Source organism: Acidimicrobiales bacterium (assembly GCA_036491125.1).
In the GTDB taxonomy this organism is placed as follows: Bacteria; Actinomycetota; Acidimicrobiia; order Acidimicrobiales; family AC-9; genus AC-9.
Genome location: DASXCO010000177.1, coordinates 1 through 20,916 on the forward strand (window position 1 = coordinate 1; position 20,916 = coordinate 20,916).

At 69.8% G+C, this 20,916-nt stretch carries 20 protein-coding genes; 15 read left to right on the forward strand and 5 right to left on the reverse strand.

Annotated features, from left to right (window positions below; genetic code table 11):
- Nucleotides 1–395, reverse strand: a 395-nt coding sequence (locus VGF64_13855; GenBank protein HEY1635842.1) for a MarR family winged helix-turn-helix transcriptional regulator, incomplete at its 3' end; no start/stop codon positions are given.
- 109 nt (nucleotides 396–504) lie between these two features.
- Between VGF64_13855 and ruvC the strand changes: the two genes are divergently transcribed.
- The 12 genes from ruvC (at nucleotide 505) to VGF64_13915 (ending at nucleotide 15,032) form a co-directional block, all read left to right on the forward strand.
- Nucleotides 505–1,020: a crossover junction endodeoxyribonuclease RuvC gene (gene ruvC, locus VGF64_13860; protein HEY1635843.1), complete on the forward strand. Its 516-nt coding sequence runs from the start codon at nucleotides 505–507 to the stop codon at nucleotides 1,018–1,020.
- Nucleotides 1,017–1,610 carry a Holliday junction branch migration protein RuvA gene (gene ruvA / locus VGF64_13865; protein HEY1635844.1) on the forward strand — a complete coding sequence of 198 codons (594 nt, stop codon included), beginning with the start codon at nucleotides 1,017–1,019 and terminating at the stop codon, nucleotides 1,608–1,610. The genes ruvC and ruvA overlap by 4 nt, the downstream gene beginning before the upstream one ends.
- Nucleotides 1,611–1,627: 17 nt before the next feature.
- On the forward strand, nucleotides 1,628–2,725 hold the full coding sequence (gene ruvB, locus VGF64_13870; protein ID HEY1635845.1) for a Holliday junction branch migration DNA helicase RuvB: 1,098 nt from the start codon (nucleotides 1,628–1,630) through the stop codon (nucleotides 2,723–2,725).
- A 23-nt stretch (nucleotides 2,726–2,748) separates the two neighbouring features.
- Nucleotides 2,749–3,795, forward strand: a complete 1,047-nt coding sequence (queA, locus tag VGF64_13875; protein HEY1635846.1) for a tRNA preQ1(34) S-adenosylmethionine ribosyltransferase-isomerase QueA — start codon at nucleotides 2,749–2,751, stop codon at nucleotides 3,793–3,795.
- Between the two features lie 14 nt (nucleotides 3,796–3,809).
- Entirely contained in the window at nucleotides 3,810–4,916 is a 1,107-nt protein-coding gene (tgt, locus tag VGF64_13880; protein ID HEY1635847.1) for a tRNA guanosine(34) transglycosylase Tgt, read from the forward strand.
- Between the two features lie 60 nt (nucleotides 4,917–4,976).
- Nucleotides 4,977–5,366 (forward strand): preprotein translocase subunit YajC, encoded by a 390-nt coding sequence (gene yajC, locus VGF64_13885; GenBank protein HEY1635848.1) that lies wholly within the window; start codon nucleotides 4,977–4,979, stop codon nucleotides 5,364–5,366.
- A gap of 14 nt (nucleotides 5,367–5,380) precedes the next feature.
- On the forward strand, nucleotides 5,381–6,856 hold the full coding sequence (gene secD, locus VGF64_13890; protein HEY1635849.1) for a protein translocase subunit SecD: 1,476 nt from the start codon (nucleotides 5,381–5,383) through the stop codon (nucleotides 6,854–6,856).
- Nucleotides 6,853–8,154: a protein translocase subunit SecF gene (secF, locus tag VGF64_13895; protein ID HEY1635850.1), complete on the forward strand. Its 1,302-nt coding sequence runs from the start codon at nucleotides 6,853–6,855 to the stop codon at nucleotides 8,152–8,154. The genes secD and secF overlap by 4 nt, the downstream gene beginning before the upstream one ends.
- Nucleotides 8,155–8,269: 115 nt before the next feature.
- On the forward strand, nucleotides 8,270–10,489 hold the full coding sequence (locus tag VGF64_13900) for a bifunctional (p)ppGpp synthetase/guanosine-3',5'-bis(diphosphate) 3'-pyrophosphohydrolase (protein HEY1635851.1): 2,220 nt from the start codon (nucleotides 8,270–8,272) through the stop codon (nucleotides 10,487–10,489).
- A 24-nt stretch (nucleotides 10,490–10,513) separates the two neighbouring features.
- Nucleotides 10,514–11,794: a histidine--tRNA ligase gene (hisS, locus tag VGF64_13905; GenBank protein ID HEY1635852.1), complete on the forward strand. Its 1,281-nt coding sequence runs from the start codon at nucleotides 10,514–10,516 to the stop codon at nucleotides 11,792–11,794.
- Between the two features lie 80 nt (nucleotides 11,795–11,874).
- The gene (gene aspS / locus VGF64_13910) at nucleotides 11,875–13,611 is read left to right on the forward strand and encodes an aspartate--tRNA ligase (protein ID HEY1635853.1); all 1,737 of its coding nucleotides are present in this window, start codon (nucleotides 11,875–11,877) and stop codon (nucleotides 13,609–13,611) included.
- Complete coding sequence (locus VGF64_13915) at nucleotides 13,608–15,032, forward strand: replication-associated recombination protein A (GenBank protein ID HEY1635854.1); 1,425 nt, start codon at nucleotides 13,608–13,610, stop codon at nucleotides 15,030–15,032. The genes aspS and VGF64_13915 overlap by 4 nt, the downstream gene beginning before the upstream one ends.
- Before the next feature lie 13 nt (nucleotides 15,033–15,045).
- Here VGF64_13915 and VGF64_13920 read toward each other — a convergent pair whose 3' ends face one another.
- The gene (locus VGF64_13920; protein HEY1635855.1) at nucleotides 15,046–15,690 is read right to left on the reverse strand and encodes a TetR/AcrR family transcriptional regulator; all 645 of its coding nucleotides are present in this window, start codon (nucleotides 15,688–15,690) and stop codon (nucleotides 15,046–15,048) included.
- Nucleotides 15,691–15,789: 99 nt separating this feature from the next.
- On the opposite strand from VGF64_13920, the gene VGF64_13925 reads away from it, so the two are divergent.
- Entirely contained in the window at nucleotides 15,790–16,725 is a 936-nt protein-coding gene (locus VGF64_13925; GenBank protein HEY1635856.1) for an acyl-ACP desaturase, read from the forward strand.
- A 39-nt stretch (nucleotides 16,726–16,764) separates the two neighbouring features.
- Here VGF64_13925 and VGF64_13930 read toward each other — a convergent pair whose 3' ends face one another.
- From VGF64_13930 to VGF64_13940, 3 genes are all read right to left on the reverse strand, one after another.
- The gene (locus VGF64_13930; protein ID HEY1635857.1) at nucleotides 16,765–18,180 is read right to left on the reverse strand and encodes a hypothetical protein; all 1,416 of its coding nucleotides are present in this window, start codon (nucleotides 18,178–18,180) and stop codon (nucleotides 16,765–16,767) included.
- A 267-nt stretch (nucleotides 18,181–18,447) separates the two neighbouring features.
- Nucleotides 18,448–18,843, reverse strand: a complete 396-nt coding sequence (locus VGF64_13935) for a hypothetical protein (GenBank protein HEY1635858.1) — start codon at nucleotides 18,841–18,843, stop codon at nucleotides 18,448–18,450.
- Nucleotides 18,844–19,109: 266 nt separating this feature from the next.
- A complete protein-coding gene (locus VGF64_13940; GenBank protein HEY1635859.1) occupies nucleotides 19,110–19,670 on the reverse strand; it encodes a hypothetical protein in 561 nt (186 codons plus the stop codon).
- Nucleotides 19,671–19,830: 160 nt separating this feature from the next.
- Between VGF64_13940 and VGF64_13945 the strand changes: the two genes are divergently transcribed.
- Nucleotides 19,831–20,232, forward strand: a complete 402-nt coding sequence (locus tag VGF64_13945; GenBank protein HEY1635860.1) for a hypothetical protein — start codon at nucleotides 19,831–19,833, stop codon at nucleotides 20,230–20,232.
- Between the two features lie 3 nt (nucleotides 20,233–20,235).
- Nucleotides 20,236–20,550 (forward strand): hypothetical protein, encoded by a 315-nt coding sequence (locus VGF64_13950; protein ID HEY1635861.1) that lies wholly within the window; start codon nucleotides 20,236–20,238, stop codon nucleotides 20,548–20,550.
- The last annotated feature ends 366 nt before the right edge of the window (nucleotides 20,551–20,916 follow it).

A 20,916-nucleotide genomic window follows, 5' to 3' on the forward strand; every position in this document is an offset into this window, starting at 1 on the left:
CGCAGGGCGGCCGCGGTCTGCTGGGCACGAGCCCGCAGGGAACGACCTTTGTCGGTCAGGTGGATGGCGTACCGACGTCGGTCGGCGGGGTCGCGCCGGCGCTCCAGGAGCCCGGCCGCCTCGCAGTCGTCGATGACGGCGACCATCGAGCTCGGATGGATCCGCAACCGGTCGGCCAGCTCCTGCTGGGCGACGCCATCGTGGGCGCCGAGCACGGTGATCACGGCGAACTGGCGACCATCGAGGCCGAGGGGCTCCATAGCTACGGCGAAGCGGCGGCTGGTGGCCAGGCCGAGCTTGGAGAGGAGAAACCCGGTGTGTTGCGCCAGCTCGGCGGGCACACCGCTGATGAGCGGATGGGTGGCCCGCTTGTCGGCCGGACCTCGAGCCCCCATGCGCCACACGTTACAGCCGGCCGATAGTTTGCCCGCGAAACGATCAACAGCCGAAGGATCCGTGGGACGATCCGCGCTGTCGGGCGCGGGCTCAAGTAGGCTCGAACGAGTGTTCGTGCTCGGGATCGACCCTGGCCTGTCGAGGTGCGGCTACGGCTGCGTCGCCGGCGGTGGCGGGGAGCTGTCGACGATCGCCGCCGGCGTCATCACCACGGAGGTGGGCGCGCCCCTGCCCGAGCGGCTGGCGGACCTCGCCCGGGAGCTGCGCCTGCTGATCGGCGAGCTGTCGCCGACCGCGGTCGCCGTCGAGCGGGTGTTCTTCCAGACCAACGCCCGCACCGCGATGTCCGTCGGGCAGGCCAGCGGCCTGGCCCTGGTGGCGGCGACCGAGGCGGGCTGCACCGTCGCCCAGTACACGGCGAACGAGGTCAAGCAGGCGGTGACCGGCTACGGATCGGCGACCAAGGAGCAGGTGCAGCGCATGGTGGCCGTGCTGCTGGGCCTTCAGGATCCTCCGGCGCCGAGCGACGTGGCCGACGCCCTCGGGCTGGCCATCTGTCACCTCACCGTCGCTCCCCGAGCCCGGCGGATCGATGCCGCCGCGACCAAAGGAGGTCAAGCATGATCGGCTCCCTGCGCGGCGTGGTGATCGACCGGGGCGAGGAGGGTGAGGTGCTCGTCGAGGTGGGCGGTGTGGGGTACCGGGTCGCGGTCCCGACGTCGACGCTCGCGGCCCTGGAGCCTGGCGGCCCGGCCTTTCTGCACGTGCACACCCATGTACGCGAGGACGCCATCGTTCTGTACGGGTTCGCCACGCGCGAGCAACGCCGTTGCTTCGAGGCTCTGGTGGGTGCGCACGGAGTGGGGCCGGCGCTGGCGCTCGCCATCCTGTCGGCGCACTCACCGGCATCGTTGCAGCGGTCGGTGCTGACCGACGACATCGACGCCCTCGTGCTCGTCCCGGGCGTCGGCCGCAAGACTGCCGCGCGCCTGCTGATCGAGCTCAAGACCCGCCTCGACCTGCCCGACCTCGACGCCGAGCCCACGACTGCGGCGGGGGGCGGAGCGGGCGTTCGGGCCGACGTCCGCGCCGCGCTGGCCGGACTCGGTTACGGTCCCGACGAGGTGCGACAGGTGCTGCAGTCGGTACCCGCCGAGGGCGCGACCGAGGAGGTGTTGCGGGCGGCCCTCCGTGAGCTGGCGGCCGCGCCGTGAGCCGGCGCAGGGAGGTTGTGAGCACCGACGGCCAGGCGGGCCACGGTCGCCGGGATACCGACACGAACGGCACAGACGGCACCGATGGTGGCGTCGACGTGACCCGCGCCGTCGATCCGGCCGCGGCCCCGGTGGAGGCCGCCGAGGAGGTCGGGCTCCGTCCCCGGCGTCTGGTCGAGTTCGTCGGCCAGTCCCAGCTGAAGGAGCACCTGGAGATCGTGCTCGAGGCGTCCCGGCGGCGGCGCGAGGCCGTGGACCACCTGCTCTTCGCCGGGCCTCCCGGGCTGGGCAAGACGACGTTGGCCGGCATCGTGGCCAACGAGATGGGCGCTGGTCTGCGGATCACGTCCGGTCCGGCGCTGGTCCGCGGCGGCGATCTGGCGGCCATCATCACCGACCTGGCCGAAGGTGACGTCCTCTTCATCGACGAGATCCACCGGTTGGCGCGGGCGGTGGAGGAGATCCTGTACCCGGCCATGGAGGACTTCCAGCTCGACATCGTGATCGGCAAGGGGCCAACGGCCCGCTCGATCCGCCTCGACCTCCCGCGTTTCACGCTGGTCGGGGCGACCACCAGGACCGGGCTCGTCACCGGCCCCCTGCGAGAGCGCTTCGGCTTCGTCGCCCGGCTCGACTACTACACCGCCGAGGAGCTTGAGACCATCATCGAACGGACGGCACGCATCCTCGGGGTGGAGATCGACCAGGGTGGGGCCGAGGAGATCGCGGGCCGGTCGCGGGGCACGCCCCGTATCGCCAATCGGCTGCTGCGGCGGGTCCGGGACTTCGTCGAGGTCCGGGGGGAGGGCCCCGTGACCCGGGAATCCGCGTCGAAGGGACTCGAGCTGTTCGGGGTCGACCACCTGGGCCTCGACAAGGTGGACCGGTCGATCCTCGAGGCCCTGTGCCGCCGCTTCGGGGGGCGGCCGGTGGGGCTCAGCACGCTGGCGGTCAGCGTGGGCGAGGAGCCCGAGACGGTCGAAGACGTGTACGAGCCCTTCCTCCTGCAACGGGGGCTCTTGATGCGCACGGCCCGTGGCCGGGTACCGGCCCCGGCTGCGTGGCGCCACTTGGGTCTGGACAGCCCGCCCACCCCCGAGGGCCTCTTCGACTGAGGCGCCGCCCCTACTCTCGGGGGGTGGGCCTGGACCGCTTCGACTATCAACTGCCCGCCGAGGCCGTCGCCCAGCGGCCCTCCCGGCGGCGGTCGGATGCCAGGATGCTGATGGCGCTGGACGAGGCCGAGCCGCCGAGTCATGGCAGGGTGGCCGACCTGCCGGCTGTGCTGGAGCCTGGAGATCTCCTCGTGGTGAACGACAGCCGGGTGATCCCTGCCCGGCTGAGGCTGCGCAAGGCCACCGGAGGAGCTGTCGAGGTGTTCCTCCTGGAGCCGGCCGCCGGCGGGGCCGGCTGTTGGGAGGCGCTGGTCCGACCGGGCCGACGCGTCGCGCCGGGGACGACCCTGTTCGCCGGCGACGCAGCTGCCGCCGAGGTCCGGGGGCCGGCGGTCGGCGCCCGAGATGAGCGGGACGGGGGCGGGCGGGACCCCCAGGACGGGCGCCGGATCGTGCGCCTCCTCGATCCCGCCCTGCCCGAGTCCCAGGGCCAGGTCCCGCTGCCGCCCTACATCCGCGAGCCTCTCGACGACCCCGACCGCTACCAGACGGTGTTCGCCCGGAGGCCGGGATCGGTGGCGGCACCCACGGCCGGCCTCCACTTCGACGCCGAGCTGGTCGAGCGCTGTCGCGCCCATGGCGCGGACCTGGCGACGGTCGAGCTGGCCGTCGGGGCCGACACCTTCCGGCCGATCACGGCCGCCCGCCCCGAGGACCACGCCATGCACAGTGAGCGCTACTCGGTCCCGACCTCGACGCTGGAGGCATGTGATCGGGCCCGGCGGGTGGTGGCGGTGGGCACGACGACGGTGCGGGCGCTCGAGTCGGCGGCCGCGACCGGGGAGCTCTGCGGGCGCACGTCGCTGTTCATCCACGGCCGGTTCCCGTTCCGTGTCGTGGATGTGCTGCTGACCAACTTCCACCTCCCGCGATCGTCCTTGCTCCTGCTGGTCGACGCCTTCTGCGGGGAGCGGTGGCGAACGCTCTACGACGTCGCCCTGGCCGAGGGCTACCGGTTCCTCTCCTTTGGCGACGCCATGCTCGTGAGCCGGAGCGGAGCGGGGCGGTGACGCTGCGCTTCACTGTGGCGGCCACGGACGGGGCTGCTCGCACGGGGTCGGTGGAAACCCCCCGCGGCCGTTTCACGACGCCATGCTTCATGCCCGTCGGGACCCGCGGCAGTGTGAAGACCCTCTCCAGCGCCGACCTCGAGGCCCTCGGGGTGGAGGTCACGCTGGCCAACACCTACCACCTGATGCTGCGCCCGGGCGCCGAGCTGGTGGCCGAGATGGGCGGCATCCACCGCTTTGCCGCCTGGAACGGTCACGTGCTCACCGACTCGGGCGGCTACCAGGTCCTGTCGCTGGCAGCGAGGGTGGACGACGACGGGGTGACGTTCCGTTCCACGTACGACGGTTCGGCCCACCGGCTGACGCCCGAGGAGGCTGTGGCGGTCCAGGGCCTGCTGGGCGCCGACATCCAGATGGCCCTCGACGTGTGCCCGCCGCTGTCCTCCTCACCCGCCGCCCTTCGCCAGGCTGTCGATCGCACGGTGGCGTGGGGCCGGCGGGCGGGCCAGGCCCATCGCCGGGCGGGACGCGAGGGACAGGCCCTCTTCGGCATCGTGCAGGGTGGAGTCGACGAGGCGCTGCGGGCCGAGAGCGCCCGCCGCACCGTGGAGCTGGACTTCGCCGGGTACGGCATCGGGGGCTTATCGGTCGGCGAGTCGAGAAGCGAGATGCTCACCGCCCTGGCCCCGACCGTGGCCGAGCTGCCAGCCGACCGGCCCCGCTACCTGATGGGTGTCGGGGATCCTGTCGGCCTCGTCGAGTCGGTCGCCGTCGGCATCGACATGTTCGACTGCGTGCTGCCGACCCGGTTGGCCCGGCATGGTACGGCGATGACGGCCGAAGGTCCGCTGCGCTTGCGCAACGCGGCCTTTGCCCGGGACGCGGATCCCATCGATCCCACCTGTCCCTGTGCCGTCTGCGGACGCTGGTCGCGGGCGTACCTGCGCCACCTGTTGGTCGTCGGGGAGGTCTCCGCCCGACGACTGCTCACGATGCACAACCTGGCCTGGATCCTCGCTTTCGTGGGTCGCATGCGGGCGGCCATCGGGGAGGGGACCCTCACCGCTCTGCGGGCCGAGCTCGCCGGCCAATGGACGCCTCAGCCCACCACGTCGGCCTGAAAACCGCCGCCAGCCCGCCTGGAGTAATCTCGATGTTTGCTCCCCTTGGAGGGCCAATCCATGGAAATCCTCCTTTTCCTGCCCCTGCTACTCATCTTGATGTACGTCCTGCTCATTCGGCCGCAGCAGCAACGCGTCCGCAAGCAGCAGGCCCTGGTCTCGTCCATCGATGTCGGTGACGAGGTCGTGACCGTCAGCGGGATCGTCGGCCACGTCGAGGCGATCGAGGAGGACCGGGTCTACATCGAGGTGGCCCCCGGCGTGACGATCGGCATGCTGCGACAGGCGCTGGGCCGCAAGGTGGAGCATCCGATCGAGACCGACGAGGACGAGTTCCCGGAGCACGATTCTCTCGACGACGAGCCCACCGGGCACGAGCCGCCCGATGAGGGGGGTCCACGCTCGGGTCGCCACGGGCGCAACGACGGCCCCGAGGAGATCGCCGGCTAGATGGGAGCAATGCGGTGAGACGGCCCCTGCTGGTATGGGCCATCGGGACGGTAGTGGTCTGCCTCGGGGCGCTGGGGGCGGTGCTCGGCCTCGGCTACGCGCCGGCGCTGGGGTTGGACCTCCAGGGCGGGGCGTCGGTGACCTACAAGCCGGCCCACCAGGTCCCCCAGGACCAGCTCGACCAGGCCATCTCGATCATCCGCAACCGGGTGGACGCCCTCGGCGTGGCCGAGCCCAACATCTCCCGCGAGGGCGGCAATATCATCATCCAGCTTCCCGGCGTCAAGGACCAACAGCGGGCGATCCAGCTGGTGGGCCAGACGGCGCAGCTGTTCTTCCGTCCTGTGATGTGCACGGCCCCGCCGTACACCGCACCGGCACCGGGCCAGCCCGCTCCGCCCGCCGGGCCTCCGTCCTGTTCGTCGTCGGCCGCGGCCGGGCAGGTCGACCCAACCCTCGCCAGCGTGCCCAGTACGCCCAAGGGCAGTGACACCTCGCAGAGCAACGTGCTGTTGCCGGAGATCAACTCGACGACTCGGTTCGTCCTGGGCCCGGCCATCCTCAACGGGAGCATCATCAAGAACGCCAGCGCCGCCGTGCCCCAGAGCGGTGGCGGTTGGCAGGTCAACTTCACGCTGACCAGCTCGGGATCGCCGAAGTTCGACCAGCTCGCCCAGCAGAACTACCAGAAGCAGGTCGCCATCGAGCTCGACGGCACGGTGCAGTCGGCGCCCACGATCAATGCCCAGAGCTTCGGCGGCCAGGGTCAGATCACCGGGAGCTTCAACGAGTCGTCGGCGAAGAACCTGGCCCTCATCCTCCGTTACGGCGCCCTACCGGTCCAGCTCAACCAGCAGACCGTCACCACCGTGTCGCCCACCCTGGGCCGCGACTCGCTGCACGCGGGGTTGGTCGCCGGCCTCGTCGGGCTGGGCCTGGTCATGCTCTACATGATCGCCTACTACCGGGCCCTGGGGGTGATCGTGGTCGCCGGACTGGTCCTGACCGCCGCCCTGCTGTGGGCGATCGTGTCGTACCTGGGTCACAGCAACGGCCTCGCCCTCGACCTGTCCGGCGTGATCGGCATCATCGTGTCCATCGGTATCACCGTTGACTCGTATGTCGTCTACTTCGAGCGATTGAAAGACGAGATACGGTCCGGGAAGACCATCCGCTCGTCGGTGGACAGGGGGTTCCGCTCCGCCTTCCGTACCGTCCTGGCGGCCGACGCCGTGTCGTTCATCGGTGCCGCCATCCTGTACTGGCTGAGCGTGGGTGCCGTACGGGGCTTCGCCTTCTACCTGGGGCTCTCCACCCTGCTCGACGTCATCATCACGTACAGCTTCACCAGGCCGATGGTCGTGATGGTGGGGCGCAGCCGCCTCTTCACCGAGGCCCGGTGGCTCGGCGTGGCCAGGGGTCTGGCATCCACGGCTGCGCCCGAGCCGGATAGCGCTCCCGCCCGCAGCCGGGCGAGGACCCCGGTATGAGCCAGCGGAGGGGTGGCGTGCGTGGCCTCGGGTCGCGGCTGTACCGGGGCGAGACCGCCTTCGACTTCGTCGGCAAACGGTGGCGCTGGTTCCTGCTGTCAGCCGTGATCATCATCGTGGGGTCCATCTCCCTCGGGGTGAAGGGGCTCAACTTCGGCATCGACTTCAAGGGCGGCACCTCGTGGGAGGTGGTGGCGCCCCACGTCAGCGTCGACCAGGCCCGCTCGGCGGTGACCCCGCTCGGTCTGGGGGATGCCACGATCACGGTGCTCGGCGGCCAGACGCTCGACGTGGAGGCCAACGTCAACTCGGGCGCCGCAGCTCATCAGGCCCAGGTGAAGCAGTCCGTCACCAACGAGCTGGCGTCCGTGGCCCACGTGCAGCCGTCCCAGGTCAGCATCAACGACGTGGGCCCGACGTGGGGCCACGAGATCACGACCAAGGCCGAGTACGCGCTGTTGGCCTTCTTTCTCGCCATCGCCTTCTACATCACCCTGCGCTTCGAATGGAAGATGGCGGTGGCGGCCATCGTGGCCGTCATCCACGACATCCTCGTCACCGCCGGCATCTACTCCCTGTCGGGGTTGCAGGTCACGCCGGCCACGGTGGTCGCGTTCCTCACCATCCTGGGTTACTCGCTGTACGACACCATCGTGGTGTTCGACCGCGTCCAGGAGAACACCAAGGGCTTGGCGTCGACCGGTCGGCTCACTTACACGGACATGGTCAACCTGTCCATGAACCAGACGCTCATGCGCTCCATCAACACGTCGTTCGTGGCGCTGCTGCCCATCCTGTCGATCCTCATCATCGGAGCCCAGTTCCTCGGGGCCAAGCCCCTCCAGGAGTTCGGTCTGGCCCTGTTCATCGGCCTGGCCAGCGGGGCCTACTCGTCGATCTTCATCGCCTCGCCGCTGCTGGCCATGATGAAGGAGCGCGAGGGCCGGTACGCCACGATCCGCCAGCGGCTGAGCGCCCGGGGCGAGGCCATGACGCTGCTCACGCCGGCGGCGGCGGCAGCAGCCCGCGGGAGCGGCAGCCAGCAGGGCGCCCTGGTGCGAGCCGGATCCGGGGGCGGACGTGGGGACCGCTCCAGGCAAGCGGAGGTGGATGGTGGCGCCGTGACGGGCGATGGCGGGACCCCCCACGAGGACGGGGCGGCAGCGGAATCGGCAGATGGTGCCGGCCGACGTCCCGCCCCCACTCCCGCCGTGCGCCCCCGACCGAGCTCGAACAGAGGCCGCCCGTCGGCTGGACGCTCCTCGCCTCGCCCTCGAAAGAAGGGCAAACGCCGGTAGCTGGCACCGCGGAAGACCCCTGGGATGATGCCCTGGCGCCGGCCCGCCGACTACCGTAGGACAATGGAGGTTCGTGTAGCCCTGGTCAGGGTCGAGGCGTGAGCATCCGGTCGTGATGCGCATGGTGGGCGTCGACCGGGCCCTGTTGCCCTGGCATCGACAGGCGTCCGCGCCCACCCCGGCCGTCACGCCGGTGATCAAGGCCTTCCGGGCCCGACATCCCAAGGCTCCGACCTCGCTCATCGTCCAGGCCTACCGGGTCGCCGAGCGGGCCCACGTGGACCAGGTCCGCAACTCTGGCGAGCCCTACATCAACCACCCGCTCGCCGTGGCCACCGTCGTCGCCGAGCTGGGCCTCGACGACGTCACGATCGCGGCAGCCCTCCTCCATGATGCCGTGGAGGACACCGGGTTGTCGCTGGACTCGGTGTCGGAGGACTTCGGGCCCGTGGTGGCGGCCATCGTCGACGGTGTCACCAAGCTCGACCGCCTGCGGTTCGACTCGAGGGAGGCGCAGCAGGCCGCCACCATGCGCAAGATGCTGGTGGCGATGGCCAAGGACTGGCGGGTCCTGATCATCAAGCTGGGCGACCGCCTCCACAACATGCGGACCATCGCCGGCATGCCGGCGTGGAAGCAGCGCCGTACCGCCCAGGAGACGCTCGACATCTACGCGCCGCTGGCGCACCGTCTCGGCATCCAGGAGATCCGGTGGCAGCTGGAGGACCTGGCTTTCGCCACCCTCCACCCCAAGCGCTACGCCGAGATCGAGCAGATGGTCGCCACGCGCTCGCCGGAGCGCGACATCTATCTGGCCCAGGTGCTGGAGTCGGTCAGGGAGCGCCTGCACGAGGTGGCCATCAAGACCGAGGTCACGGGTCGACCCAAGCATCTCTGGAGCATCTACGAGAAGATGGTCGTCAAGGGCAAGGAGTTCGACGACATCTACGACCTGGTGGGCATCCGGGTCCTCGTGGAGTCCGAGAAAGACTGCTGGGCCGCACTGGGTGCCATCCACGCCATCTGGAGCCCGGTGCCGGGGCGCTTCAAGGACTACATCAACACGCCGAAGTTCAACCTCTACCAGTCGCTGCACACCACGGTCGTGGGAGCGATGGGCAAGCCCCTCGAGGTCCAGATCCGCACCAAGGAGATGCACAACCGGGCCGAGTTCGGCATCGCCGCCCACTGGGGCTACAAGGAGCACTCGACACCCGCCGAGATCGTCTGGCTCCAGCGCATCGTCGATTGGCAGCGGGACACCCCCGATCCCACCGAGTTCCTCGAGACTCTCAAGCTCGACCTGGACCAGGACGAGGTCTACGTCTTCACTCCCAAGGGCAAGGTCCTCGCCCTGCCCACTGCGGCCACCCCCATCGACTTCGCCTACGCCATCCACACCGAGGTCGGGCACCGCTGCATCGGGGCCCGGGTCAACGGGCGGCTGATCCCGCTGGACTCCGCCCTCCACTCGGGCGACACGGTCGAGATCTTCACGTCCAAGGTGCCCACCGCGGGCCCGTCCCGCGACTGGCTCAAGCTCGTCGTGACGCCCCGCGCCCGCAACAAGATCCGCCAGTGGTTCAGTCGTGAGCGCCGCGAGGACGCCATCGAGACGGGCAAGGACGACCTGGTCAAGGCGCTCCGGCGCGAGGGCCTTCCGGTGCAGAAGCTCGCCGCCTCGGCCTCCATCAGCACGCTGGCCGAGTCCATGAACTACGCCGACCTGGACGCGCTGCACGCCGCCATCGGCGAAGGGCACGTGTCGGCGATCTCGGTCGCCCAGCGCCTGTCCCGCCAGCTGCGGGGCGGGGGCCACGACGAGCAGCTGCCGACGACGGCGCGGCCGCCGCGGCGTCCGAGCCGCCGGCAGTCGACCGGCGTGTACGTCGAGGGGCTGGACGACGTGATGATCCGCCTGTCGCGATGCTGCACGCCGGTCCCGGGCGACGAGATCCTGGGCTTCATCACCCGGGGCCGGGGGGTCTCGGTGCATCGTGGCGACTGCGCCAACGCCATGTCCCTGTCGTCACAGACCGGCGAACGGCTGATCGAGGTGGAGTGGGATCGTGACGCGACGGGCGTGTTCGTGGCGTCGATCGAGGTCAAGGCGCTGGACCGGGCCCGTCTGCTGGCCGATGTGGCCAAGGTCCTGGCCGAGCACCACATCAACATCCTGGCCAGCTCCAGCCACACCGCAGCTGACCGTGTCAGCCGGATGCGCTTCGAGTTCGAGCTGGCCGACCCGAGCCACCTCGACTCGGTCATCGGGACCATCAAGCGCCTCGACAGCGTCTACGACGCCTACCGAATACTCCCGGGCAAGGGTGCCTGAGGCCTGCAACTAACCTGACGAGTCGTGTCCCAGCAGCCTCAAGCCTTCCAAGCGCCAGCAGGGACCCGCGACGTCCTGGCTCCTGACTCGTCCCGGTGGGAAGCCCTCGTGGTGGCGTTCGGTCAGCAGGTCGAGCGGGCCGGCTACGGACTGGTCCTGAGCCCCATGTTCGAGGAGGTCGGGGTCTTCGTGCGCGGGATGGGAGCGGGCACCGATGTGGTCGGCAAGGAGATGTACGAATTCCGGGACAAAGGCGACAGGCACCTCGCTCTTCGACCTGAGGGGACTGCCTCCATAGTCAGGGCCTTCGTCCAGCTGCGGCCGCCGGTGGTGTGGAAGGCGTGGTACGTCACGCCAGCGTTTCGCTACGAGCGTCCCCAGGCGGGGAGGTACCGCCAGCACCACCAGCTCGGAGTGGAAGCGCTCGGCACGGAGGATCCCGACCTCGACGTCGAGGTCGTGACCCTGGCGTCTCGCTTCTTCGCTGGCCTCGGGCTCTCGCGGATCGAGCTGAAGCTCAACTCGATGGGTGACGGCACCTGCCGCCCGGCGTACATCGATTCGCTGCGCGCCTACCTCGAGAAGCACCGGGACGCGCTGTGCGACGAGCACCGTGAGCGCTACGCGGTCAACCCGCTGCGGGTCCTGGACTGCAAGGACGAGGCGTGCGTGCGAGTCACGGCGAGCGCGCCCCGGCTGCTTGAGTCGCTGTGCGGACCGTGCGCCGGCCATTTCGGACGTGTCCAAGCCGGGTTGGACGCCCTCGGCGTCAGCTACTCGATCGACCACCGGCTCGTGCGCGGCTTCGACTACTACACCCGCACCACCTTCGAGTTCGCCGCCATGGCGCTCGAGACGGCTCAGAACGGCGTCGGCGGGGGCGGTCGCTACGACGGGCTGGTCGAGGCGCTCGGGGGACCGCCGACGCCTGGCATCGGCTTCGGCATCGGCATCGAGCGCCTGCTCCAGGCGTGCGATGCCGAGGGCGCCTTCCCGACGCCCGCGGCCTCGCTCGACGCGTTCGTGGTCGACCTCACGGGGGGCGCCGCCGCACGCGACCTCACCGACGAGCTGCGAACGGCCCGCCTGCGTGTCGATCGGGCGTTCGATCGGCGCTCGGCCAGGGCCCAGCTCAAGGCGGCGGATCGCTCCGGGGCGGAGGTGGCGCTCATCGTCGGTCCCGACGAGGCATCGGCCGGCACGGTGACCGTGCACTGGCTGCGCTCGGAGCGTGACGAGGAGCAGGTGCCGCGCCCCAAGGTCGCCAAGGCGGTGCGGGACGCGCTCGACCGCGCCCGCTCGTGAGCTCGCCGGCGGAGCCCTCGGGCCGGCCTCCTGGGCCGGCTGATTCCTCGGGTCCGCCTCCGGGACCGCCCGCCGCCGGGATGCGGTCCGACTACTGCGGGACGCTGCGGGCGTCCGACGCCGGGCGGGCCGTGCGGCTGTGCGGCTGGGTGGCCAGCCGCCGGGAGCACGGTGAGCACCTCGCCTTCGTGGACCTGCGCGACCACACCGGCGTCGTGCAATGCGTGGTCGACCACGCCCACGACCTGCGATCGGAGTACGTCGTCGCCGTGGCGGGAACGGTGCGTCTCCGCCCCGAGGGCACGGTCAACCCGGCGCTGGCCACCGGTGAGGTGGAGGTCGGCGACTGCGAGGTCGAGATCCTCGCCACCGCCGACCCGCCCCCCTTTCCGGTCACCGACCGCATCGACGCGGACGAGTCGCTGCGGCTCCACTATCGGTACGTGGACCTGCGGCGGGACCGGATGCAGGTCAACCTTCGACTGCGGGCACGCGTCAACGCCGCCATCCGGGCGGCGATGCAGCGCCAGGGCTTCACCGAGGTGGAGACACCATTGCTGTGGACGCCGACGCCAGAGGGGTCTCGGGAGTTCGCCGTACCGTCGCGCCGCCAGCCCGGCTCGTTCTACGTGCTTCCCCAGAGCCCGCAGATCGCCAAGCAGCTCCTCATGGTCGGCGGGTTCGACCGCTACTTCCAGCTGGCGCGCTGCATGCGGGACGAGGACCTGCGCGCTGATCGCCAGTTCGAGTTCACCCAGCTCGACCTCGAGGCCTCGTTCGTGGGGCAGGACGACGTGATCGGCTTCGTTTCCGAAGCCGTCCTCGACGCAGACGACGCGGCCACCGGCCGGCAGCGGCCAGTCATGGAACGCATCACCTGGGCCGAGTCCATGGACCGGTTCGGGACCGACAAGCCCGACCTGCGCTTCGGGATGGAGCTGGTCGACCTGGGCTCGGTCCTGGCGAAGACCGAGTTCAATGCGTTCCGGGCCGAGTCGGTCAAGGCGCTCCGGGTGCGTGGCGAGGGTGGGCTCAGCCGGTCCCGGCTCGACGCCCTGGTGGACCGGGCCAAGGGCCTGGGGGCCAAGGGGCTGGTCTGGGCCCGGGTGGTGCCTGGCGCCGACGCAGACTCGGACCCTGCGCTCGAGTCCCCTGTCTCGCGGTTCCTGAGCGAGGAGGAGCAGGCCGGCATCATCGCCGCTGCAGGCGCCGAGCCCGGCGACCTGGTGCTCGCCGTGGCCGACCAGCACGGTCCGGCGTGCGCGGTGATGGGACAGCTCCGGTTGGACCTCGGTCGGCCGCCCGTCGGGGAGGGCCCGCCACGCTACGTGTGGATCGTGGAGTTCCCGTTGTTCGACGGGATCGGCGACGACGGCCGACCCGAGGCCGCCCACCATCCCTTCACGATGCCGCACCCCGAGGACATCTCACTGCTCGAGTCGGACCCGCTGCGGGTCCGCTCGCTGGCCTACGACCTGGTGCTCGACGGGTGGGAGCTGGGATCCGGCAGCATCCGCGTCCATCGGGGCGACGTGCAGCGGCGCATCTTCGCCGCCCTCGGCATCAGTGACGAGCAGGCCGAGTCGCGGTTCGGCTTCCTGCTGGAGGCTTTCCGGTACGGGGCGCCGCCCCATGGCGGCTTCGCCATGGGGATCGATCGGTTCGTCGCTGTCCTCGCCGGGCAGGAGAACATCCGAGAGGTCATCGCCTTCCCGAAGACCCAGTCTGGTGTCGACCCCATGACCGGGGCGCCCAAGCAGCTTGATCCCGGATCGCTGGCCGAGCTGGGCATCCGGGTCGCGCCCCGCAAGCAATGACGCCGAGGCCGCCTCAGGAGCGCGGCGCGAGGACAGGACCGGGCCTGTTCGACGCCGCGCTCGAGGAGCGACTCGCCCGGCAGGCTCCCCTCGCTGCCCGGCTGCGGCCCCGCACCCTCGACGAGGTGGTGGGCCAGGACCACCTGCTGCGCCCGGGCGCCCCGCTGCGGGCCCTGATCGAGACGGATCGGCTGTCCTCGGTCATCCTCTGGGGCCCGCCCGGGACGGGAAAGACCACGCTCGCCCGGCTGGTGGCCGAGAGCAGTGAGAAGGCCTTCGTACCCCTGTCGGCCGTGACCGCCGGTGTGAAGGATGTGCGAGAGGTCGTCGATGGCGCCCGCCGGCGCCTGGCCGAGCACGGGCAGGGGACGATCCTGTTCCTGGACGAGGTGCACCGGTTCAACAAGGCCCAGCAGGACGCCTTGCTGCCGTCGGTCGAGGACGGGACGCTCGTCCTGATCGGGGCGACCACGGAGAACCCGTTCTTCGAGGTGAACGCGCCCCTGATGAGTCGCTCGAGCCTGTTCCGTCTGGACCCGCTCGGCGCTGACGACCTGCGGGAGCTGGTGCGTCGGGGCCTCACCCGTGAGGCCGCCGAGGCCGATGACGACGCCGTGGAGCACCTGGTCGACCAGGCCGACGGCGACGCCCGGGTCGTGCTCAATTCCCTGGAGGTGGCCTTGGCGTTGGCCGCCCGCCGCGCCGAAGATGACTCGGCCGGGGGCGGAGGGCTGCGTCGGGTCACGCTGGACGACGCCGAGGCGGCGCGGGGGACCAGAGCTCTCCGGTACGGGGAGGACGACCACTACGACATCATCAGCGCCTTCATCAAGAGCGTCCGAGGCTCGGACCCCGACGCCGGGCTGTACTGGTTGACCCGCATGTTGGAGGCGGGCGAGGACGCTCGCTTCATCGCCCGACGCCTGGTGATCCTGGCCAGTGAGGACATCGGCATGGCCGACCCGCAGGCCCTGGTCGTCGCCGACGCCGCGGCCCGAGCCGTCGAGTTCGTCGGGTTGCCGGAGGCCGGCCTCAACCTCGCCCAGGCGGTGGTCCACCTGGCCTCGGCGCCCAAGTCGAACCGGGTCACGGTCGCCCTCACCCGGGCCCGCGAGGACGTGCAGCGCCTACCGGCGGGCGCGGTGCCTGCTCGGCTCAGAGACGGCAGCTACCGCGGCGCGCAACGCCTGGGCCACGGACAGGGCTACGAGTATCCCCACGACGACGAGAGCGGGTGGGTGCGCCAGGAGTACCGTCCCCCCGAGGTCGCCGGGCATCGCTATTACGAGCCGTCGGAACACGGAGCGGAAGCGCAGGTGGGCGAGCGGCTGCGGGAGCTCTGGGGCCCTCAGGGCGGGGATTTACACCAGGCTGTCGAAGGACCCCGACGGGACCCGGACAGCGACGAGCCGCCAACCTAAGGACTGCACAGCGTCAGCTCGGAGTGTCGGCGTGCGGCTCGGGCTCCGTGGGCGGCTTGTGGCGAGCTCGGGAGGTCAGGCGGGGAGAGCGATCCAACCTCTCGAGCCCGTTCCAGGCCACGTTGACGAGGTGAGCAGCGACCACCTCCCGCTTGGGCTTGCGCGCATCCAACCACCACTGTCCGGTGAACACGACCATGCCCACCAGGGAGTGCGCGTAGATGGGGGCGAGCTTGGGGTCGTAGCCACGGGCCTTGAACATGTCGGCGACGATCGGTTGCACCTGGTTCACGACCTCGTTGAGCACGCTGGCGAAGTTTCCCGTAGCGGAGGGAACCGGGGACTCCCTCACCAGGATGCGGAAGCCGTCGGTGTGTTCCTCGACATACTCGAGCAGAGCGAGCGCGGCCCGCTCCAACAGCTCGCGGGGATTGCTCGCCTCGAGGGTCGCCAGGATGGTCTCGAGGAGCCGGCTCACCTCGCGGTCGACGACCACGGCGTAGAGGCCCTCCTTGCCGCCAAAGTGCTCGTAGACCACGGGCTTGGACACCCCCGCCTTCGCCGCGATCTCCTCGATCGACGCCCCGTCGTAGGCCCGCTCGGCGAAGACGGATCGACCGACCTCGAGCAGCTGCTCCCGTCTCTGGCTTCCGGTCATCCGCACTCTGGCCACTGCCCCTCCAGGGCTGGCGACTGGCCCCGCCCAGCAGCTACGGTAGCGTAACCTACGCTACCGTAGGCTGCTGGGAGGGAGCCCATGAACGATTCCGGTCTGCTGAGCGAGCTCACACCTGCCGCCGAGCGCCTGCTCGAGCGTCACCTGCGGACCGCCAAGGAGTGGTTTCCGCACGAGCTGGTGCCCTGGAGCAGGGGCCGCGACTTCGTACGCGGGGAGCCTGTGTCGCTGGAGAAGCTGCCCAGCGGTGTCCGAAGCGCCCTGTTCGTCAACCTTCTCACCGAGGACAATCTGCCCTATTACTTCAGTGCTATCGAGCAGATGTTCGGCAGCGACGGGGCGTGGGGCACCTGGGTGAGGCGGTGGACGGCCGAGGAGGGACGGCACTCCATCGTCATCCGCGACTACCTGACCATCACCCGCCAGATCGATCCGGTGCTGCTCGAGCGGGCGAGGATGGCCCAGGTCTGCGGGGGCGAGGCCCCTCAGCCGACAACAGCGGCCGACACGTTCGCCTACCTCACCCTTCAGGAGCTGGCCACCCGCATCGCCCACCACAACACCGGCAAGTCCCTCGACGATCCTGCGGGCTATGAGGTGATGAAGCGGGTGGCGGCCGATGAGAACCTCCACTTTCTCTTCTATCGAGACCTGGTGTCAGCCGCCTTGGAGGTCGACCCGTCCGGGACCGTCGAGGCCATCGCTCGCCAGGTGATGAACTTCGACATGCCCGGCGTGGGCATCGTGGGGTTCGCCGAGCACGCACGAGCGATTGCCAGGGAGCGGATCTACGACCTGGCCATCCACTACGAGGGGATCTTGGAGCCGCTTGTTTCGCGTCACTGGAGCCTGGAGGCATGTGGGGGGCTGACCGCTCAGGCCCAGGCGACACTCGATCGCCTCATGCGGTACTTGAGTCGCTTCCGGCGGGCCGCCTGCAGAATTGCCGAGCGCCATGCCGAGGGGCTGGTGGCCACGGCACCCCGGTCTGAGGTCGTCGACACCACGAACGCGTAGCTGCAGAGGCATGCTCGAGCGCCGTGGGGCGAGGCGGGCTTACCCGCCGCAGCTGGATGTCGTCGTCGAGGACGCGGCAGCGAAGCTGATCGTGCCCTTCTGGAAGTTGCTCACGCGCCCACCGGCGACGGCGAGCTCGTCGCTGATCGGATAGCCGAGGCATCCCGTCTCCCAGCCGAGGCTCGCCCACTTGTCTCGGATCAGCCCGTGTACCTCGTGTGCCGCCGTCGCCGGGGTCCAGTAGATCGAACCGGCAAGGCTGAAGTGATTGAAGCGCCCGACGCCGTCGGGTGTGCCGCGCTCGTCGGTGGCGGGGAAGCCGAGGACGCTGTTCTCCCAGCCCATCGCGCCCCACTTGTCGAGGATCGCCCCGTGGATCGAATTCGCACCAGTTGATCCCGTCCAGTAGATGGCGCCGTGCCCGCTGAAGAAGTTGAAGCGGCCGGCCTTGTTCGGCGTGACGCTCTCGTCCATGACGGGATAACCGAGCACGCCGCGTTCCCAGCCCATGGCAGACCACTTGTCCCTGATCGCCCCGTGCACCTCGTGCGCCTGGGTGTTGGGTGTCCAGTAGATCGAGCCGTTGTTGGCGAAATGGTTGAATCGCCCGACACCGTCAGGGGTACCGCTCTCGTCGGTGATCGGGTAGCCGACGACGCTGTGCTCCCAGCCCATGGCGGCCCAATGGTTGAGGATCGCGCCGTGGATGGACCACGCCCCGGTGTTAGGAGTCCAGTAGATGGCCCAGCCGTTGCTGAAGTAGTTGTACCGGCCGATCCCATCTGGAGTCGGCGACTCGTTGGTGATGGGATTGCCCAGCACGTTGGGTCCGCCGAGAGCGTTGTACTTGTCCCGTATGGCCCCGCACACCTGATCTGCCCCGACAAACGAGCAGTTCGAGGCGCCGAGCGCCCCATTGATGTAGTTGAGCATGTCGACGCCGTCGCCACAGGGGTTTCCGATGGCCGGCGGCTGTCCCGGCAGCGGGCACCAGAACCCGATCTCGAGGTGCGGTCCCGTCGAGATGCCGACGATCCCGGCGCCGATGCTGGACACCTGTTGCCCGTTCGCCACGCCCCCGCCTCGTACGAGACCGTCGGGTCCAGCATGGCCGTAATAGACGAACCGACCGGCGAGCGGTCCGGTATTGATCTGGACGATCGGAGCCCATTGCCCGAACCCGTTGATGCCGTTCCCGACGACGGCACCGTCTCCCATGGCGCACTCCGGTGTGTCCGGTGGCGCCGCATAGTCGACCCCCTGATCCGGACTCCCGTTGACGAGGTATTGCCTGGGAAGGGGCAACCCTCCGCCATTCCCGCCGAATCCACAGGGTGACGTGGCTGCGGCAAGGTGCCCGTGCACCGCGGATTGAGACTGCGACTGACCGCTGCCGCTCGTGGCGACGACGGTCTGCTCGAGGGCAAACCCCGATACGCCCGCGGTGACAAGCATGATCAGTCCCGCGAAAATGAACGCGCCAAGTCGACGCCAAACAGAAAGTTGCATCCCCCCCGGGTCTCCGCCCTGGTTGAGTGATCCGCCACGCAACAATTGGACGGATCAATGCTACGAAAGGCTACGTTAAAGCAATCGCCTGTTCTTGCAAGGCCTTGCCCGTTTTACCCTTATATGGAGGTACTTCGCTACCAACGATTACTAGGAGGCAGGCCAATGATCGGCGTTCTCGGGCTTGAGCGGGACACTTCCCGGGCAGCTCGTTTAGGGTCGTGACCCGCCGGCAGCGTCCACGGCCTGGGTCGCCATCTCGATCTGCGAGGTGCCTTGCGTCTCCTCGAGCACCAGCCGGGATCCCGCCGCCGAGTCGCCGCTGAAGGCGGCGGGGCAGTCGCGGACGAACTGTTGGAGCTGGCGTAGACCGTCGGCGAGATGTCCGGCGGCGACGGGATCGGGCGGCGGGGGGATGGTCAGGGCCGTCTGGACGGCCGAGCCGAGCTGACTGCAGCCGGACTTCAGCTGGTCGGCCGTGCCCGAGCCTCTGCCAAGTTGCGTCGCCTGGTCGCTCAACGCCCGCAGTGCGGCGAGATGGGCGGCTCCCCATGCCCGCACGGCGTTCGTCGCGGCCGGAGGCGGGTTATCGGCGTGAATCGTGGTCACCGTGACGCCACAGGCGCCAGGAACACAGGGGTTCCCGCCCGGCTGGGACGCCTGAGATTGGCTCGAGGTGTGCGGGCTCGTGTTGCTTTGGCTGGCGCTGCACGCGGCGAGAAACAGGCTCCCGCAGACGGCCGCCGCCACCCATTGGTGCGTCCTCACCTGGTCTCCCCCTTGTCGTCTGACTTGAGCGTACCGCCCTACTGCGCGGTACTAGCGACCGGGCTTCGTGGCGTCGTAGGTACGCGCCCTGGCGGGCGGCCAGCTCCCTAGCCGGAGTCGGAGCCGGAGGCGGTCAGGCGGGCGTTGGCGTCGACGAACAGCTGTTGCAACCGGGCGCCGTCGGCGGGACCCTCCTCGAGCGTCTCTGCGTCCCACAGGCTGCGAGGCACACCGAAGTAGTCGCCGCCGTAGATGTGGATCGAGCCGGTGAAGTCGTGCCGCCGCGGGTTCGTCACGGAGTGGATGACGTCGTCGCCGAGAATCAGGGTGTCGCGTGTGCGCAGCTCCCGACCGCCGGTCTCCACGATGCCGTCCTCGCCGCGGCGGTAGAAGGTGTTGTCCTCCCCGCCGCCGTAGACGCCGATCGCCGCCCACATCCGGTGATCATGGGGCGGGATGACCATCTCCGGCGCCCAGACCACCTTGAGGACGGTGAGCTCCGGCGAGCGATGGATGGCGGTCAGCTCGGCCCTCGTCGCCGGCAGCGCCGCCTCGACCTCGGCCGGCCTCGCCATGGCCCGAGCGAGGACCTCCTTGACTCCGAGGTGGGGGCTGGGGTCGGCGAGGGCACCCCTGCAGTCGTCGATGAGCTGGTCGATATCCAGCACGCGCGTCTCCCCGGGTCGACTGCGTTCGAGGGTACGCCTCCCAGCCGCTCGGGACCCGGCTGGAGCCAGCGCCGCTACGTTAGTGATGGAGACGGGTCGTCCTTCAGGTGCGGCGAGTGCAGGTCAGTGAGGGAGTGGGGCCGATGGGGACTGGTACGAGGTGAACGCCTGGGAGCTGGCGGCGGTGGCGGGTGGCGTCGCCGGCGCGTCTGTCGTCGCGCTCGTCGTGATGGTGCTACTCGCTCGCCTGGTCGCGGCGGTAGCGAACCTGGACCGCGCCACGCGAGAGCTGGGTCGCGCTGTCGGGGAGCTTCGAGCCGAGGCGCTGCCGCTCGGTCACGGTGGCATGGACGGCTCGGCCGCTTCGGCTGGTTCGGGCGTGCACTCCAACGGCGACGGGGAGCGGGTGGAGCACGGCGCGCCACCATCGGTCTCGCGCCGGGGCAACGGGCGCGCCCGGCTGCCCGACCTCACTCTGGTGACTCCGGTGATCAAGGCCAGGGCCCTGGGTAGGGGTACGAGCCTGGCTGCACGTGAGTTCCGCCAGCGGAGGGAGCGGTAGGTCGTGTTCAAGCGGCTGTTATGGCTGACGATGGGGGCCGGGCTCGGGTTCGGCATGTCGTTGTGGATCATGCGGGTGGTGCGGGAGACGGTCGAGCGGTACTCACCGCACCGGATCTCGTCCGACCTGAGCCAGGCGGCTCGCGCCGTGGGCGTCGACGTGCGCCAGGCCGTCGCTGACGGACGAGACGCCATGCGCCAGCACGAGGCCGAGCTGCGGGCCCAGGTGGAAACCCGGCCCGCGTCACCGTCCGCCCCGGCGCCCCGGCACCCGCGTCGCGGCCTCACCGCCGGCAACACCCCTCCGCATCGCCAATAGACGCGTCAAGAACGTGGCGCTGCGGGCCGGCGACCCAACGTGTCGTGTGTAGGGCTGGAGAGCGCCCTGCGCGACGACCGGACGTCGTTGCGGCAGGTTCCCGGCGGCTCGAGGCCCTGTCGCGGAGGGGAAGGCCCGGCCTGGCGCGGGCCCGGACGGGGGCAGCGTCGACGCCCGGAGACCGTCCCGATGCGGCCGATAGGCTTCGTGTCAGTCATGGTGAAAATGGACTCCAACCAGCTGCGTCAGGCGTGGGTGGACTACTTCGTCGAGCGGGGCCACCACTACCAGCCCTCGGCCTCGTTGGTGTCCAAGGACCCCACGGTGATGTTCACCGTGGCCGGCATGGTGCCCTTGAAGCCCTAC